The sequence below is a fragment of the Paenibacillus agaridevorans genome (genome assembly GCF_018604145.1).
Lineage (GTDB): Bacteria > Bacillota > Bacilli > Paenibacillales > Paenibacillaceae > Pristimantibacillus > Pristimantibacillus agaridevorans.
Window position 1 is genome coordinate 6,851,328 of sequence record NZ_CP075889.1, and the last position, 16,547, is coordinate 6,867,874.

Consider the following 16,547-nt stretch of genomic DNA (forward strand, 5'->3'; position numbering starts at 1 on the left):
TTGCGCTATGCCCGTTAGCCTAACAAAGGCAGCCAATCTTAATGCTCGGCTGCCTTTGGGTCATCATTAAGCTGTAGTGCCCAGTTAACGTAATTATATTTTCATCCAACATGAAACACACCAATTACAGTTTCACCATCAACGTCATACAGCGGAATATCGCGACCACCTGGTGATCTACTGTTCTGTATCGCAATGGCTTCCTCGGGTGTTTTGGGTTGCTCACCGTCCAAGTCTTTTTTCAACACATATCCCTCAATGCCATTCTCACCTATAGCACTAATTAATTCAGGTCTTGTTTCTGCGGAAGTAGCATCTGCGTCAGAACCGTATGTCTGTCCATTTTCATTTACAGGATAGAAATCTAAACTCTTAGCGCCGGCAATGTGAATAGAACTAATTATGGTTTTCCCCTCCACATCATATAGAGGAACATCACTCCCAGCTTTTAGATAATCGCTCTTCAACATATATACTGCAACGCCATCCACACTTCCTCCACGGATTAAATCGGGTAGCATTTCATAGGGAGTGGTATCCTCAGCAGAACCATATGTTTGTCCACTTTCATTTAGAGAATAGGTTTTCGGACTAACGCTACTTTGTGTAGTTGCACTTTTTGCATATACATTCTGGTATGCTACTGCACCACCCACTCCGGCAGAAACGAAAACCACAGCACCTATCAATACTTTTAAGACTCTAGAGTAGTCCATTTTCTTTGTTCACTCCCTAAAAGGTTCTCACTCATAATCAACCATATTTTACCACGTAACCTTAATACGCAAATACTAATGAGTTTGTTGCGTTAAACTGCCCGTTAGCGTAATTATCTACTTCAACTATTTTCATGCACTTCAACAACAATATTGCCAAATAGCTTTTCCCCAATATAAGCATCAAGTCTCCAGAGTCCTGCTGAAGGTAAGCTCATTGAGGATGGAGAATGACCATCAGCCCCGTTATTCGGTCCAGCTATTGGTGCTTTAAATACTATGACTTTTTCACCAGTTTCTCGGTTTGTACCGTATACAGTTAATGTTTACCACTGCTCTGCCTACTTCAATGAGCAACGGTAGCTTGTCTAGTGGCCAACTGCCGTCGTGTCGGGATACTATCGTTCCCTCATGTGATACATAAATGACCCAGTCTATTTTCTTGGTAACTAGAACTTTTCTCCTTCAGTATCGCCATAATATCGATCAAACGATGCTGTTTCCATCTCAATTGTTGACACGACACCAAATGGTGTCCTATAATCAATTAGACACCAAATGGTGTCCTATTAGATGGTGAATAATGGGCCATCTTAAAAATTATTAGAGGAGGAAAAAGAATGAGTTTAACATTAACCATGGATTTTAGATACACAACATTAATGGAGACGGTTTGGTCAGCTTTGACCGATTCAAGCAAGTTAGCAGAGTGGATCACCGAAAATGATTTTAAGCCTGTTCTGGGACATCGTTTCCAGTTCCGCCATCAACCGTACGAAGAATGGGATGGAATCGTTGACGGTGAAGTACTGATCGTGGAAGCAAACAGCCGGTTGTCCTATTCTTGGGGAACCGGAGACGAACGGCAAACGGTCACGTGGACACTTCAGAATCTAATGGACGGACAAGTTAACCTTCATCTTGAACAAACTGGATTCTCAGATGCTGAAGGACTCGAAGGCGCGAAGTACGGCTGGGAAGAATGGTTCGGCAAGTTTGACAACGTGTTGGACTAATAACCGTATCGATGGCAGCGCCAGTTGTCGCTTTCCGGTAGCTCGAGGTTTGCATTACAGTTGCCAAACAATTTGCCGCTCGTGCTTAAGGTGCTCGACCGGTGCGCCTGAACGGACAGTGGACTTCATCGTTGGACCTAAGGCCACAGATATGGGAACAATCAAGGAGGAAATGGACTTGAGCAAAAGAAACAAAGTAGTATATTGGATCGCTACCGCTTTGCTTTCGTTAGGGATGCTTAACGTGGGGATCGTTCAATTAATTAAATTGGATGTAGAAGTAGAGACGATGACGATATTGGGATATCCCCATTATTTAATGATAGTACTGGGCGTTTCTAAAATTTTGGGCGTGATTGCCATCCTAGTTCCCAAATTTCCGCTTATTAAAGAATGGGCTTATGCCGGTTTTTTTTTCACCGTAGCTGGAGCTCTCATCTCCCACCTGATACTGGGACAGCCCGTTGACAGCCTAATACTTCCCTTTTTATTTCTCATTCTTACCGCTGCTTCATGGTATTTTAGACCTGCAGATAGAAAAATCGCATCAAACCGTTTCCTAACATCGTATTGAAACAAGCATAAACCCACATTCGGAGTGTGGGTTTATTTTCACTTATTTCGCTCTTGATAACAGTAAATCCAAAAGCGTATCTCCTGATTTTACTTTAGTGTCGCGATCAACTGCCCTTTAGGTTAATAAAGACACACGTTAGGCTGATTTTATTTATTAAATCCCGTTTAATTAGAACCAAATTACGAATCGTTTACGGACGGAGCGTAAGCGGAAACTTTTTTTCGAGGAACCTATAGAAATTTTCGATGCTTTATTTGTTATTGATAACCTACTGGTATAGGTCTCTTAAAAACCTTGCTAATTTACGTATAAATATACGTTTTTCAACCGATTTAGGGTAAGTATCTGTGGGAAACGTGATATGGGCTCTTGTGTGGAGAAAACAGAATTCTTATGGGAAATTGCTTATGTCCCCATGATTTACAATTACAAAAAGCCCTGTCGGGAGTGGACGAATAAAACGAATAAAAGTGTGGACGATATTAAGAATAAAGAGGTTTCATCAAATGAATAACATGTTCTTCACTTAACAAAAAGAAAAACAACGGACGAAGCGTAGCGGAGTCCCCCGAGCATCGCGAGGGGAAGTTACAAGCACAAACAGAAGCTGCCTTAATATGAACGCCCAATCTATGCTCATAGAAGCCTGGGCCATATAATTCTCCAAAGAACAGGAATTGCTCTTCCCCTCGCTAAAGCTCATCCATCAACTTCTTAGTCTTCTACACAGGTTGTTTTTCGGAACGCTCCTGTATTCAATAAATCATACCGACTTCACTTGGCGAGTATAACGCTGAAACCCGCTTCCACGTTCAGATATGAACGTTTTTGACTATTTAGAAACACTTCTGTCCATTACCTGTATGAGTACGCGGTTGAGATGATTTGATATGGCAAGTTAATGCCTCCCCCCAAGTAAATCCTGGTCAATGGATGAGGATGGATAAACGACCTATTTTCCACAGCCATACCCAATAAGCCTCGTCAGCGATATTTGGGGCGTTAATCGTCCATCGTATCGCCAAGCTATTTCCAATTTCTTCTGGATTGTTAGTATCTACAATTTCTGTTTTCTCCAATAGGTCACTAGCTTTATCTATACCACTTCCGAAGCAGGCGTTCTCTGTCCTAAGCCACCCGCACCCGAGCCTTCTCTGCCAAGTGTGGGTCAGTTTAGTCGGTGTTACCCAGAAATTGGGCTGACTAACACGGGCGCTTTACCTTTAAATCCAGTAGGAACAGCTTGGCGGAAAACAATGGAGAAGACATATCAGATGTTTAAAGTTGAAGATCGAGGTTTCTTCATGGGGGAATTGCTTTGGAACTGACAAAGTCTCTAATCTGTTTTTTCCTGACAACCCCCCTTTTTGCCGTCCAATACTTAAATAACAAAAGTAGGGGCAAGCACATTTCCGAAATATTGATTCCTGCTCAGCAAACAACTGAAAAATTAGTCAGGATGTGTTGTTTACAATGAGTCTTTCAAAGTGGAAACAGTACGAGCATATGCGTAGATTTAAGTATTTAGCCCCTTACTTACCTTATACAGTTCGTTTCTCCCATGGAAACTTTTGAAAAATGATAAAGCAATATCAGGATGTTGTAATTAAACCGAATAGAGGAAAGTCGGGGTATCATATTTTGCATGTGTCTCTTATTGATGAAGACGAAGAATTATATGAAATTCATCATGAAAGCGCAAAAAAATTAATAAAGGGTAAAAATCGGATCTATTCTTTTGTAAAAAAATTTTGTCGAAACCAAACTTTCATCGTTCAGCAAAGAATTCCTCTCGCCTCCATTTATGGTTGTCCTTTCGACATAAGAGTCATGGTCCAACGTTTAACCCGTTCATCTAAGTGGTGCATCACCGGGAAGTTAGCCCGGATTGCAGAAAAGGACTTTTTTGTCACCAATGTGTCTCAAAAACCTGCCCTTATTAAAGACATCATTCCCAGATCAAGTGCAAAGAATTGCCCCCTTAAAAAGCTATCTTTAAAACTGCAAAAGGTAGTCTTGGCGGCTGCTATCTCTTTTGAATCAGTTTATCCAGATTGCAGAATAATTGGATTTGACGTTGGTCTCCAAGAGAATGGCGATATTCGGATTATTGAAGCCAATTTTTCTCCGATGCTCTCTCTCTTTAAGTATTTGGATGATAAATCCATGTATAAAACTATAATAAGATACAAATATGGTAAAGTATAGTATGTGTGCTATATAACAGGCACGAGCCTAACTGCATGGCAATCTGCCCCATGCGCGATTAAGGCCAAAAATTTCGGATTATTTTTGACACGGTTCTCCTTCAACACCCTAACTGCGAAAAATATCGCCGTCACTTATGGTATGGTTCTCCCCGCTAACTGTAACGGCAAGTTTTTCGTCCATCTTTCAAAGTGGAAACGAAAATACTTAACCCTTGTGCGAATAACTGCATTGAAAAAAGACCATCCGCTAAAGGCTGCTTCTCTTAGGCCAAACAAGGCTGTCCTTTGGCAATAATAATGCCGCCCGCACTTGATTCCTCCCATTGTCACAGATTCTAAATTGAGACTTATTCCGATTCATCGCTTAGACCTTTTACAAAGTCGAGATGCTTAAATCCCCAGTTGCACATGTCTGTCAACACCGGGGCTAGCGTTTTTCCATGATCGGTCAAACTATATTCTACTTTTGGAGGGATCTCCTGATATACTCTGCGTTCTACGAGCCCATCCCGTTCTAGCTCCCGAAGCTGATTCGTCAGCATACCCTGCGTAATAACCGGGAGCATCCTCCTCAGCTCTCCGAATCGCTTGGTTCCCTCATGCAGTAAAATAAACAGAATCAAAGGCTTCCACTTTCCGCCAATAATATCTAGTGTCGCTAATATGCCTTCCGTCGTCTTATCGACGTGAGTTCTTAACCGCAATAACATCAACTCCCAAGTACTTCAAGATATCCGCACACGATCTCCCATAACATTATCAAAATATCTCCAGTGCCGATAGTACTCTTTATTCACGTACTTAGTACGTTTTAACGGACCACACCACAAGTACTGCGCCATCTATGGTATGGAATGATGGACTATGTACGAATAAAATGCGTACTTTTCAAGATTTTAAATATCTCGGATAATCATAGCTGTAAAGAGGAAGTATCCTGGCCAACCATGGACAACCAAAATAACAGTAAGGAATGATTTTCATGAAAACGATGGTAATTGTAGCACATCCAAACCTGAACAAATCCGTATGGAATCATGCACTCCTGAGCGAATTGAAACAACAGCCGAATATACACATCCGTGATCTGTATCAAGAGTATTCGAATTGGAATATCAACGTCGAACGAGAACATCAATTATTGATCGAATTTGACCGGATTGTTTTTCAATTTCCATTCTATTGGTACAGCTGCCCGCCGCTTTTAAAAAAGTGGTTTGACGATGTACTGACATTCGGTTGGGCGTTCGGACCCGGAGGCGACAATTTGAGGGGCAAAGAATTTATGATCGCAACGACAACAGGCGGCTCGGAAAACGAATATCGTGCAGGCGGGCGTAACTGGTTCACCATAAGCGAATATATTCGGCCGATTCAGAGTACCATTACCCGGTGTAATGGTACGTTCCTGCCAGCCTTTGTATCCTATAGCCCATCTGCTGGAGCACTCAAGGACGAAGCCAAGCGATATGCGGAATTTGTCCAATATCCTCAGACGAAGCTCGCACAATGAAGAAGTGATTTGTAGCTCGCCGTCACTTATGGTAGGGTTCGGCGTATCGGGTCTATCGGCGAAAAATGTGCTGCGATGCACCGTAGTCAAGATTCTATACCCGCTTGGTGAATTTCCATCAAGCCTTAACATAAATGAAATGCCACCAAAGTAATCAGTAAGATAATTTCGCTAAATAGCTGCGGAGGCGTTATCAGCTGTCCAACAACGATGCTTCTTTGTAACGGTAGAATCCCGGGCCCATCTACTATTATTTCGAGTGACTGCTCAGAGGCGATTTTTTGATTCGAATTTCCGCTGCCTCGCACCAGCCGGCAGTTCTCTGAACGGCGTTTCCGGAAAGCAATATAATTATATCCACTTTGTGTGTTCCCTAATTCAATAACGAAACAAATTCTAATTCAGACATTTAGCCCAAAGTCTGCGCACATATATACAAATCCATGTCCCACAATAAAAAAGGCTGGGCGAGAAACCGTAAGGTTTTCCGTCCAGCCTTTTGGCATATTTGTCTTGCAAGGAAGTGTGAACTCTCCCTAGTCGTCTTTATGAGATTATTCTCTATTCATATTCAAAAGCATAACAATCGCTTCAGCTCTTGTTGCTTGTTTATGAGGATTAAACGCATTCGCCCCTGTTCCGTTCACTATGCCGCGTTCTTGCAGCGCGGCTACTGCGCTTTTGGCCCAGACCGGGATCGTCCCGTCATCTGCGAAGGAAGTGGCGGCGTTCGGGTGCAGTGGCAGGCCAAACGCCTTCCCCATCATCGTTGCCATCTCTGCGCGCGTAATCTTTGCATTCGCCCGGAAGGTGCCATCGCTATAGCCGCTAATAATGCCCGCTTGCACAGCTTGTGCTACCGCAGCCTGTGCAAAGCCCCCAATTTCCGCTTTATCTGTGAAGGTCAGCTCCGCGCCCGCTTCCTGAACCTGCAAGGCATTCATCAGCATGACTGTAAACTCCGCACGAGTTATCGTTTTACCTGGCTTAAACGTTCCGTCATCATAACCGTTTACGATTCCATCTTTAACTGCTTGCTTGATGCTAGCTTCAGCCCAATGTCCCGCAATGTCGCTAAAGCTAATTTCCGGTTTGGCAGGGGTTACCGCCCCTTCCTCTGACACAGGAAGTCCTGTCGCCTGGTCTACAACAAGCACCGCGAACTTCGTAAAGTGATCAACCTCTACTGTAATCGAATTTCCACGTGTCTTACTGCCTTTCACTTCTACCCATTCTTTCTTCTCTTCATCGAAATAGAAGATCGCAACCCCTTGACCGCTCTTCACATTTCTCGCATCGAAGGTAAAGGTTAATGTTACAGGCTTGATGAAATGACCCGCAATGTTTTTCAACACCTCATATACCGAGCTTGCAAGCACCTCTTTATGAATGAGAACTTTTTCCGTATCAAGCCATTTGGAAATCGTTAATTTCAGTTCCTGATTGACCGCGCCTACAGGAACGGTAATCGTTAACTGATCTTCCAGACTAACCTCGCCAAGCGATCCAACCGGAAGCGTTAGGCTGCCGTCTTTTGATATCACTTTAGCTGGCGTTGGAACAACACTTCCGCTATTAGGTGGAGCTGCTGCTTCATTCACAGTCACCGTATATGTCACCTTCGTTACTCCGTCCTCAGCGGTCACAATAACTTTATTGCCCGTTGCTAATACCGTAGCAACCGTTGTTCCATCTGTCTGATATACCTCAAACGATGCGCCTGCTGCCGGCGTGATTGCTGCCTTTAGCGCCTCTAACGTCGTAGTTCTAGGAATGTTCTTAATCATCTCATTCTCTGTTCCGCCCATGCTAACCGTTCCAATTGTAGAGGTTAACGTTGCGCTGGTGCTGACCCATTTCGCAAATAACGTCTTACTCGCCGTAATCGCAAAGCGGTCTGCCTCCGAATAGTTTTTGCCAGATCCATCCGCTAATGTATTCCATCCCGCGAATGTGTACCCTCTTTTGACCAAATTGCCTGTGTTTCCACTAACGCTAACCGTATCTCCTCGAACATAAGAGGTTTGGGCAATCGGCAATGCTCCATCAGCTTCACCATTCCCGTTATAGGTAACTTGAAGCTCTGAGCTCCGCAAGTAAGGATATCCATTATTGACCACGGAATCAATTGTCCAGATCCCATCGAAATCCCAATCTGTATAGCTGGCTTGCGTCTTCATCTCCGCTGTCGTTAGTGCCGTCCCCAAACTCGTTTGTCCGGTTGCCTCACTTTCGTAAAAGCTATTGCTTACCGAACCGTCACCCATTCCAACTAAGCCGCTTAAGCTTCCTTCTCCTGTTACGGTACCCGTTGCATAGCTGTTCTCGACACGAAACGAGTTTGCTCCAACTAATCCCGCTGCAACATTTGTCCCATTCGCGCTTCCATGGAAGTAGCTATGAGATAGAAGTCCCCCATTCGATCCTACAAGCCCACCTGTGTACAGACCGCTAATGCTTCCAATAGCAAAGCTATTTACAATCGTACCACTCTCGTTATAGCCGACCAACCCGCCTGCAACGACCGCCGTTCCAATCACATTCCCCTCATAGAAGCTATCGCTAATTGTGCCGAAGTTATAGCCGACCAACCCGCCTGCCCATGAGACGTCACCCCCGCTTACACTCCCTGTGATGACTCCACTGTTTGTGATCGTTCCACCGCTCGCTCCAGCCAGTCCACCTACATAGCCTCCACTGCTGCCTACATCGATATTTTCCAGAATGACATTATTGACCGTCGCTCCTGTCTCTACGTAGCCGAATAACCCTGTAAATTCAGAACCTGTTCCATTTATCGTTAAATTCTCAATCGTATAACCGTTACCATCGAAGTTTCCTTCAAACCCACTGTACCAATCAGAACCGATTGGCGCCCAGCCTGCCCCTTCCGCATAGCCGCTCAAATCGATATCCGCTGTCAGCTTAAAGCTCGATTTCAAGAAATCTCTAACCTTATTCAGCCCAGCCGCCGTTCCAATGTGATAAGGGTCCGCCGTTGTTCCCGAACCACCGGAAAATATGAGCTCTGTTGCCGGGAATACTGCCGTTACTACGCCGGAATCGGCTGAATTCGTGACAACAGTCGCACCTGCTACCGTGAAGAAATCCGCAGGCACTCCCGTTAACCCATACCCTCTCTTGGGTGTAATCGTCAGCGTAGCCGTGTAAGTCTCTCCCTGCGCATATCGGGAAGCCACCTCTGGAGACCAAGTAACGGATGCGGTATATTCATTTGCATTTATCCGTCGGATTGGCTCTTCGCCCACGACTGGCACAGCTACCCCGCTGATCGCTGCCGTCGTAATTGCCGTTAGAGCACTCATCGTCACAGTATACGTAATCTGCGTCGCTCCATCTTCAGCGGTAACAATGACTTTTATCCCCGTCACTACTTCAGTAGCTGGCGTGGTTCCATCCGATCGGTAAATCTGAAACGTAGCGTTCGTCGCTGGCGTGATTGCTCTCCGTAGATCTGCCAAACTCGTACTGTACGGAACATCGGTTATGGACTCATTAGCTGTTCCGAGTTCACTTACTGTTCCGATTGTCGAGGTCAGCGTGGCTGCTGTTCTTAGGCGAATATGTTCTTTGGCTGCCAGTAACTCTTGCTCATAGGACGCTGGGTTCTCATCGTCGGCAAGGAATCTAACAAAGATTTTATCTCCCGGTTGCACGGGAATATTATCTACACTTGTGCCTGCAATACGTTGAAACGCTCCATCATTCACCTTATATTCCATCAGGCTCGTCACATTATTCAGCTTCGCTCCATACTGTGTCCCTTTCTCCAACGTTGCGGTTGACGGAGCTGCTGATCGTATAATCTTATAGCTCTTGCTCATAATCGGGCTATCTAATTTTCCCGAATACACCGCTATCGCTTTGATCGTGACATCGTCATTGATCACGATTGGCGTGCCTGAATCGTATAATGAACTGGCTCTTGTCGGCGTCTCGCCGTTTGTCGTGTAATAGATTTCAATATCCGCTCTCTCACCCGTAAGCGTCACCTCTGAACCTACCGCGACAGATCCACCTGCGGGATCTGGGGAAGCCACAGGTTCAGCATGAGCAAATATTCTTAATTGAGGATATTGATGAGGTCGAATAAACCAAATCTGATCGAAATCCCAACCTGCAAATGTAGTTTGGAGCTTCATTTCTTCTGTACTTTTTCCATTCCCTGCGCCACTATAGACTCCTGTTGTGATTTGGTCATAGTAGCTATTTATAATGCGGCTAGGTCCATACTCACCTACTATTCCGCCTTGGGACCAAGTTGCTGCTATAGGTCCTGTAGCATACGTATTTTCAATTGTAACCGTTGGATACTTACTTCCAGCTATTCCGCCCACATTACTATTCCCCGAAGTAGCTGCCATCGAATAACTGTTTGTAATCGACGAATTGCTAACAGCTTGTCCAGCCAATCCTCCTACATAACCCGTTCCCGATACGGTACCTGTTGTATAGCTGTTAGAGATCTTCCCATCTAACCTTCCTGCTATACCACCAACAAGATCCAACCCTGTTATACTGATATCTTCCAGACCAATTGCCGTAACAGAGCCAGTAGCCGTTATAAAACCAAAAAGTCCAGTAAGAGAATTAAAAGAAAGATCTATTTTCAATCCTGTAATGATATGCCCGGCACCATCCAATGACCCTGAGAAATTATCGATTGGATGCCAAGACGTACTACCGCCAAGGCCATTGCCCTCCTCAAGAAACTCTGTCAGGTCAATATGATTTGCCAGTTTATAATGCTTGTCCGGATAAACACGAATAGCGTTTAATTCCTCCGGTGAAGTAATTATATAGGGGTTCTCCACTGATCCATCACCACCGCTAAAATCAGCTGCAAAAACCTTCCCTCCTCCTGTTGTGAGCAATCCCGGCATACTGCCGATCACCATCATCATGATGAGAAAGAGCGCCGTTACTTTCTTACTAGCTTGAAATCTTGTACCCATGTCGATTTCTCCTCCATACGAATGAATTCGAGCCTAAGTATAGGCCCCAAGCCATAAAAAAAAACACTAACCAAAGTTAGTGTCTCGCAAATATTGTAGAAAAAAGTCTAATTAATGAGTTCCAACTCCTTGGCGCGGGCAATCGCCTGACTCCTTCGTTTCACTCCCAGTTTGCCGTATACGTTATGAATATAACTTTTGACGGTTCCTTCTGTTAACCCGAATCGATAGGCAATCTCTTTGTTCGACAATCCATCTGTCAGCGCGTACAAGATCTCTGTTTCACGATTCGTGAGTGATTCGAATGCCAGCTGTGAGGCTTTCGCAGGGGTGGATGACGGGTTATCTGACGAAACAATTGGTGAATCACTCTGGCCGCGTGATTCATTCAACGATGTCACATACATCATTCGGGCAATCATTTGCTCCAGCATGGTCCGCGTATCCGGAGTGAAAACGCCGGCGATGAGACTGTTCTCCAAGTAAAGCGCGAAGGGCGTTCGTTCGTTTGTGAAAAGAACAGGCATACACAGTACGGATTGGGACTGGCTGCTAATAATCGAAGGATCAGCGGAATAAGAGCTGTGCAAAGCATCCACAAGTATGACCGACTCTCCTGTTTTCAGAACATATCTGACAATCGACTCACCGTACGAGGCTCCCCTGTGATCGCTCAACGAGCCTTCCTTTTCAATGGCGCAAATCTCTCCTTCACTGCCGCTACCCACAATACATCCACTTTCCGCACCAGAATAACGGATTGCAAGCGCCAGGAATTGATCCATGGTATGACAATTGTCTACTGCTTCCATCCATTCTGGCTGCTGCTTGAATTGCCGATTGTCCGCAGTACGCCAAGACATAGCTTCAGACCTGATGTCGATTGCGCCATGCTGCTCTGTGGCTGGCTTGTCTTCCCCCACTCCCTCATCCGCAGCTGCTCTTAACCCTGGATGGCTAGCTCTCAGTTGCGCTGCCTTGGCCGTAGCGCCCCATCTTGAATAAGCGTCGCAAGCATCAGCCATAAGTGCCTCCGCACCGCTCAAGCTCTCCATATGCCTATAGAATACAGCGGCCCGTTCACAAGAAATAGCCTCCATGAGCCCCTCTCCTGCGTGGCGAGCTGCCCGAATGGCCTCTTCGTATAATTGTGCGGCATCGACTCTATTGCCCTCCATCCGATAACGTTCAGCGGATAACAGCAAATAAGTAGACGAAGCCTTCCCGCTATAGCCAGACCATCGCCTCATGGCACGCAAGTGCTTACGCAGCTTCATCCGTATCTTCTTCTGCTCGTTGGGTGACACTTCCGAGTACATAGCAGCAAGCGTCAAGGAATGGTACATCCTTTGTTTACGAACATGCGGCCGCGTCTGGAGGAATGTATTCCTCTCCCCTCTATGGGCCCATTCAAGAGCTTCACGGTACCGACCGAAGAGATAAGCAATTTCCAGGTTACAGGTGCACGTGTAATAGACCTCGTTATTCACAAAATCCTTGTATGTCTCATTCAGTAATGGCGTATCGTAGTCATCGTTATCTCCAGCCCCGTCTTGCATTTGTGCGATATACCATTTTGCCCTTCGGAAAATGTTACGTGTGACGCCGTCCACAAGCTGCTGCGAAGTCTCTTCATACTCTTGTATCCGTGCAGCTAATGAATGCAAATTCTCGGTGTAGTTGGTTATCGTCGTCATCATCGCAATGCTAACATAGGTTAGATTAGCCGATTCCATCCCAGCCTGAATCGATTTCTCAAACTGCTTGATTCCTTCATCCGGGTTGATAATTCCGACAAGACCTTTCAGATAATACAATCGGCTTTGCAGGTCTGCGCTATCAAAGAAAGAGGCTAGACGGGATGCCTGATCTACATATTGAGTCCCCGTACGGAAACCCGATATTTTATAAATAACCATCCCGTAGCTGGCAAGCATAAAGGAGAACGCCTCATTGCTTCCATGCTTTAGACCATATCGTACAAATCTTGAGAATAGCACAGCCGACTGCTCAATACTTAGTACATAGGCAGGGAGCGAAATCGCCATGACCAAATCTGACAATGCTTTATAGCGCGGATCACAATTAATCGGTAAATGAGGAATATCGTTAGCCTTATTGAACAATGCGCTCTGGGTGAGCAGGATTTCCTTTATCACTAATGCTTTGGAAGGCTTGCTTGGGAACTGCCAGCCCAATTCCGCCAAAGCCTGCTGCCCAATATGGACAGCTGTTTCATCCTTCTTCAAATACGAATACATGGCAATACGGATCAAATAAATATGAGAACGTTCAACCACGTTCGTTGTACAAGACATTAAGTTCGCCAGTCGTTCCTCCGCACGATCTGTATGACCACACATGTATTCACATTCGGTTATCTCCAGCATGATACGGTAATCAAGGGAAGCTGTATTCTTCCAATCGCCATTAGATAGACGTAAAGCGTTCTCATAGAAGTGAAGGGAAGACGTAAATGCGGTTGATGCCTTAGATTTCAGTCCCGCCTCATAGTTACATTCAGCAAGCTCTCTTTTCTCTGCGTCATCCTCTATCTTCTCGCTACCCAAATTCAAGTGGTGTACCCGATCAAAAATCGTAAATCCACCTTCATTGGATAATTCATCGCGTATCACCCGGCCAATGGTCAGATGTAAGCTCGTTTTGTTTGATTCAGACATGGTCATGTAAGCTGCCTGTTGAATACGGTCATGCAAAAATCGATAACGTTCCACATCGTCTGACGTATCACTCTCATGTTCTCGACAGATTAGCCCCTCTTCCTCTATCGCATGCAGAAGTCTGCGTACTTGCAGCAGAGGGTATCCGCTTACTAATGAGATCGTTAATGAACAGAAACGATGTCCGATAGCGGCACCTATCGCTAACAGCTCGATTTGGGCAGGGGATAGCATACGAATACGAGCCTCAATCAAGTGGACAATGTCAGGATCCTCAGGGATTTCCATAATGACAGATGGAATCCACGCCCATGACGCTTCCACCTCATCATAATAAATCTTATTCTCCCGATATAGCTTGTCTAGCAGACGATTCAAGTATAGGGGATTGCCGCCTGTTCGGTGGTATAACACCTCCGCGAGCGCGCGAATACGGGCTGAATTCTCATCCAGAACATCGGATACGAATTGTCTCACTTCGATATAGGACAGCACCTCAAGATGGATATGATGGACAGATAATTGTGATTCATCGTGCAAGGCAAGCGACTCCGCCATCCATGCTGCCGCATCCACTTTATTTCCTTCTTTTTTCTTCCAGCCTGGAGCGAATTCCTCCCGAAACGCGCTGATTACTAGTAAGCCAGGCCGTGCCTGATCGTGTACAATGGTACGAAGAACATCTATCGTAGCAGGATCGGCCCATTGCAGATCATCCAGGAAAATAATTAAGGGATGCTGCTTATCCGCAAAAACCTTGATGAATATGGGTACTAACCGGTTAAAGCGAATCGCAGCCTCCGCAGGCTGCAGCGGTTCTACCGCTGGAATGACATCGAACAGCTCAGCAGCTTCCGGTAAGAGCTGTACAATAACAGCTGCTCCCTGGCCTAAAGCCTTTGTTAATTGCTTCTTCAGTTCCGCTACTCGATCCGGCGATTCGCTCCAAAATTGTTGGATGAGGCTTCGCAAAGCTTCCAGCAAGGAGGAGAACGGAATGTCGCGATTCATCATATCGCATTTGCCACTAATGAACCGGCCTCCATCCCTTCTAACTACCATCTGAAGCGCTCGGACGAGTACCGTCTTGCCACTGCCTGCACTTCCGCTGACGAAAACGAACGAGGATGCACCCGTTTTAGCCTGTTCGAAAGCATCTCTTAGAGCTGCTTCTTCCCTTTCACGCCCAAAGAGAGTTTGAGGAAGCCGAAACCGGCTGGCCTCATCTGCACGGGCGATCTCGAAAGAGGTCACTTCTTCCTTTTCTTCCAGCAATAAAGCGCACCGCTTCAAATCACTTAATAAACCATAAGCACTCTGATAGCGCGCCTCCGGATCCTTCGACAACAGCTTCATAATAACAGCCTCAAGCGAGTCGCTCAGATCTGAACGCCATTCGCGCAGCGGCTTCGGTACAACAGCAAGGTGCGCATGTATCCATTCTTCTACACTGTTTGCATGAAACGGCAAACGGCCTGACAGCATTTCATAATAGAGCATACCCAGGGAATACAAATCGCTGCGCCCATCTGGCATATGATTGATTCTGCCCGTTTGTTCGGGAGACATATAGGTGTAATCCGTCAGTAGCGGATCTGTAAGAATAACGACTTCCCGATTGGACTGAATTCGAATATTCGCCGAATTCAAATTTCCACATCGTTCATTCCGCTTATGAGCATGATGCACCGACTCCGTCAGTCCTATTGCTATATGTAAGAAGGTACCGACTTCCAATGTGGCACCGTTCATCATTTCCTTTAAAAGAACCCCTTCTGTAAAAACCATCCCAGTTCTCTCTCCAATCCGAACGCAGTGCTTCTTGTTATTTTATCATTATTTTCGGGATGTTAGAGCCACGAATTTATGATTAATGGGTATTATACGACGAAGGGCTTTGCTTACTTATGATACGGTTCTCCTTCAACACCCTAACTGCGAAAAATTTCGCCGTCACTTATGGTAGGGTTCCCCCCGATTAATCTTAAACGCCCGATAAACCTGCTCCAAAATCAAAACCTTCATCATCTGATGAGGATAAGTCATCCGCCCGAAGGACAACTTCTTGTCCGCTCGGGACAACACGGCGCGTGACAATCCAAGCGAGCCGCCGATAACGAAGGCGACGGATCCGCCGCCGTAAATGGCCTGCTTGTCCAGGTGGGCGGCGAGTTGTTCACTCGACCATGTCTCACCTTCGATGGCGAGCGCGATGACGTGCGCATCGGGCTTGATGGCCGCCAGGATGCGCTCGCCCTCCCGCTCCTTCACCTGCTCTGCCTCGGCGGCGCTCATGTTCTCCGGCGCCTTCTCGTCCGGCACCTCGCGCAGGTCCAGCTTGGCGTAAGCGCCCAGACGCTTCGAGTATTCACCTACCGCGTCATTCCAGTATTTTTCCTTCAATTTGCCTACCGTTATTAGCTGTATCTGCATTGCTGTGCAAGCTCCTTCGTGAACCAAGGGACCGGCGCCGCGATCGCGGACATACAAGGACGGCCCTCGCCTTTGTTTGTTAAAGCTATTGTAGTCGAATTAACTGTTCGAAGTCGACCAGCAGCCACCCTTACGCGAGAACGTCTGCAAGCTCATGGAACGCAAAGTCGCCCGATTTTCTCAAAAAGAGATTCAAATCGGGCTGTTCGAGGTATATGGAGGTACACCGTTAGACCATCCTATTGCCAAGGAGGTGAGAACTCATGGCTCAAGATGTTCTGTGCGAAGTAAATTCCTGCAAGTACTGGGCAGCAGGCAACAAGTGCAATGCTTCCTCCATCTATGTTGTCAGCCACCATGGCAAAAAGGCGAGCAACTCGGGAGAAACGGATTGCAAAACGTTCGAACCTAAAGTTTAAGCAGCA

10 protein-coding genes are annotated in these 16,547 nt (G+C 45.9%); 5 read left to right on the top strand and 5 right to left on the bottom strand.

Annotated elements, in window-relative coordinates; all coding sequences use genetic code 11:
* Nucleotides 1-101 precede the first annotated feature (101 nt).
* Nucleotides 102-716 carry a hypothetical protein gene (locus KJW29_RS27495; RefSeq protein ID WP_214627072.1) on the bottom strand — a complete coding sequence of 205 codons (615 nt, stop codon included), beginning with the start codon at nt 714-716 and terminating at the stop codon, nt 102-104.
* A 620-nt stretch (nt 717-1,336) separates the two neighbouring features.
* On the opposite strand from KJW29_RS27495, the gene KJW29_RS27500 reads away from it, so the two are divergent.
* The 3 genes from KJW29_RS27500 (at nt 1,337) to KJW29_RS27510 (ending at nt 4,517) form a co-directional block, all read left to right on the top strand.
* Nucleotides 1,337-1,732: an SRPBCC family protein gene (locus KJW29_RS27500; protein WP_214627073.1), complete on the top strand. Its 396-nt coding sequence runs from the start codon at nt 1,337-1,339 to the stop codon at nt 1,730-1,732.
* Between the two features lie 178 nt (nt 1,733-1,910).
* The gene (locus tag KJW29_RS27505) at nt 1,911-2,306 is read left to right on the top strand and encodes a DoxX family protein (protein WP_214627074.1); all 396 of its coding nucleotides are present in this window, start codon (nt 1,911-1,913) and stop codon (nt 2,304-2,306) included.
* A gap of 1,581 nt (nt 2,307-3,887) precedes the next feature.
* Nucleotides 3,888-4,517, top strand: a complete 630-nt coding sequence (locus KJW29_RS27510; protein ID WP_214627075.1) for a YheC/YheD family protein — start codon at nt 3,888-3,890, stop codon at nt 4,515-4,517.
* A 349-nt stretch (nt 4,518-4,866) separates the two neighbouring features.
* Here the strand turns inward: KJW29_RS27510 and KJW29_RS27515 are convergent, their stop codons facing one another.
* Nucleotides 4,867-5,223: a winged helix-turn-helix transcriptional regulator gene (locus KJW29_RS27515; protein ID WP_246608405.1), complete on the bottom strand. Its 357-nt coding sequence runs from the start codon at nt 5,221-5,223 to the stop codon at nt 4,867-4,869.
* 278 nt (nt 5,224-5,501) lie between these two features.
* On the opposite strand from KJW29_RS27515, the gene KJW29_RS27520 reads away from it, so the two are divergent.
* A complete protein-coding gene (locus KJW29_RS27520) occupies nt 5,502-6,032 on the top strand; it encodes an NAD(P)H-dependent oxidoreductase (RefSeq protein ID WP_214627077.1) in 531 nt (176 codons plus the stop codon).
* Nucleotides 6,033-6,586: 554 nt separating this feature from the next.
* On the opposite strand, the gene KJW29_RS27525 is transcribed toward KJW29_RS27520, so the two are convergent.
* From KJW29_RS27525 to rlmH, 3 genes are all read right to left on the bottom strand, one after another.
* Entirely contained in the window at nt 6,587-11,008 is a 4,422-nt protein-coding gene (locus tag KJW29_RS27525; RefSeq protein WP_214627078.1) for an S-layer homology domain-containing protein, read from the bottom strand.
* A 107-nt stretch (nt 11,009-11,115) separates the two neighbouring features.
* Entirely contained in the window at nt 11,116-15,477 is a 4,362-nt protein-coding gene (locus KJW29_RS27530) for a helix-turn-helix transcriptional regulator (protein WP_214627079.1), read from the bottom strand.
* Nucleotides 15,478-15,642: 165 nt separating this feature from the next.
* Nucleotides 15,643-16,122, bottom strand: a complete 480-nt coding sequence (gene rlmH, locus KJW29_RS27535) for a 23S rRNA (pseudouridine(1915)-N(3))-methyltransferase RlmH (RefSeq protein ID WP_214627080.1) — start codon at nt 16,120-16,122, stop codon at nt 15,643-15,645.
* 263 nt (nt 16,123-16,385) lie between these two features.
* On the opposite strand from rlmH, the gene KJW29_RS27540 reads away from it, so the two are divergent.
* Nucleotides 16,386-16,541: a DUF1540 domain-containing protein gene (locus KJW29_RS27540; protein ID WP_087568469.1), complete on the top strand. Its 156-nt coding sequence runs from the start codon at nt 16,386-16,388 to the stop codon at nt 16,539-16,541.
* Nucleotides 16,542-16,547 lie beyond the last annotated feature (6 nt).

Excerpts from the sequence above, each read along its gene's own strand:
- KJW29_RS27495 (WP_214627072.1), bottom strand. The coding sequence starts at position 716 with ATGGACTACTCTAGAGTCTTAAAAGTATTGATAGGTGCTGTGGTTTTC.
- KJW29_RS27500 (WP_214627073.1), top strand. The coding sequence starts at position 1,337 with ATGAGTTTAACATTAACCATGGATTTTAGATACACAACATTAATGGAG.
- KJW29_RS27510 (WP_214627075.1), top strand. The coding sequence starts at position 3,888 with ATGATAAAGCAATATCAGGATGTTGTAATTAAACCGAATAGAGGAAAG.
- KJW29_RS27520 (WP_214627077.1), top strand. The coding sequence starts at position 5,502 with ATGAAAACGATGGTAATTGTAGCACATCCAAACCTGAACAAATCCGTA.
- KJW29_RS27525 (WP_214627078.1), bottom strand. The coding sequence starts at position 11,008 with ATGGGTACAAGATTTCAAGCTAGTAAGAAAGTAACGGCGCTCTTTCTC.
- KJW29_RS27530 (WP_214627079.1), bottom strand. The coding sequence starts at position 15,477 with ATGGTTTTTACAGAAGGGGTTCTTTTAAAGGAAATGATGAACGGTGCC.
- rlmH (WP_214627080.1), bottom strand. The coding sequence starts at position 16,122 with ATGCAGATACAGCTAATAACGGTAGGCAAATTGAAGGAAAAATACTGG.
- KJW29_RS27540 (WP_087568469.1), top strand. The coding sequence starts at position 16,386 with ATGGCTCAAGATGTTCTGTGCGAAGTAAATTCCTGCAAGTACTGGGCA.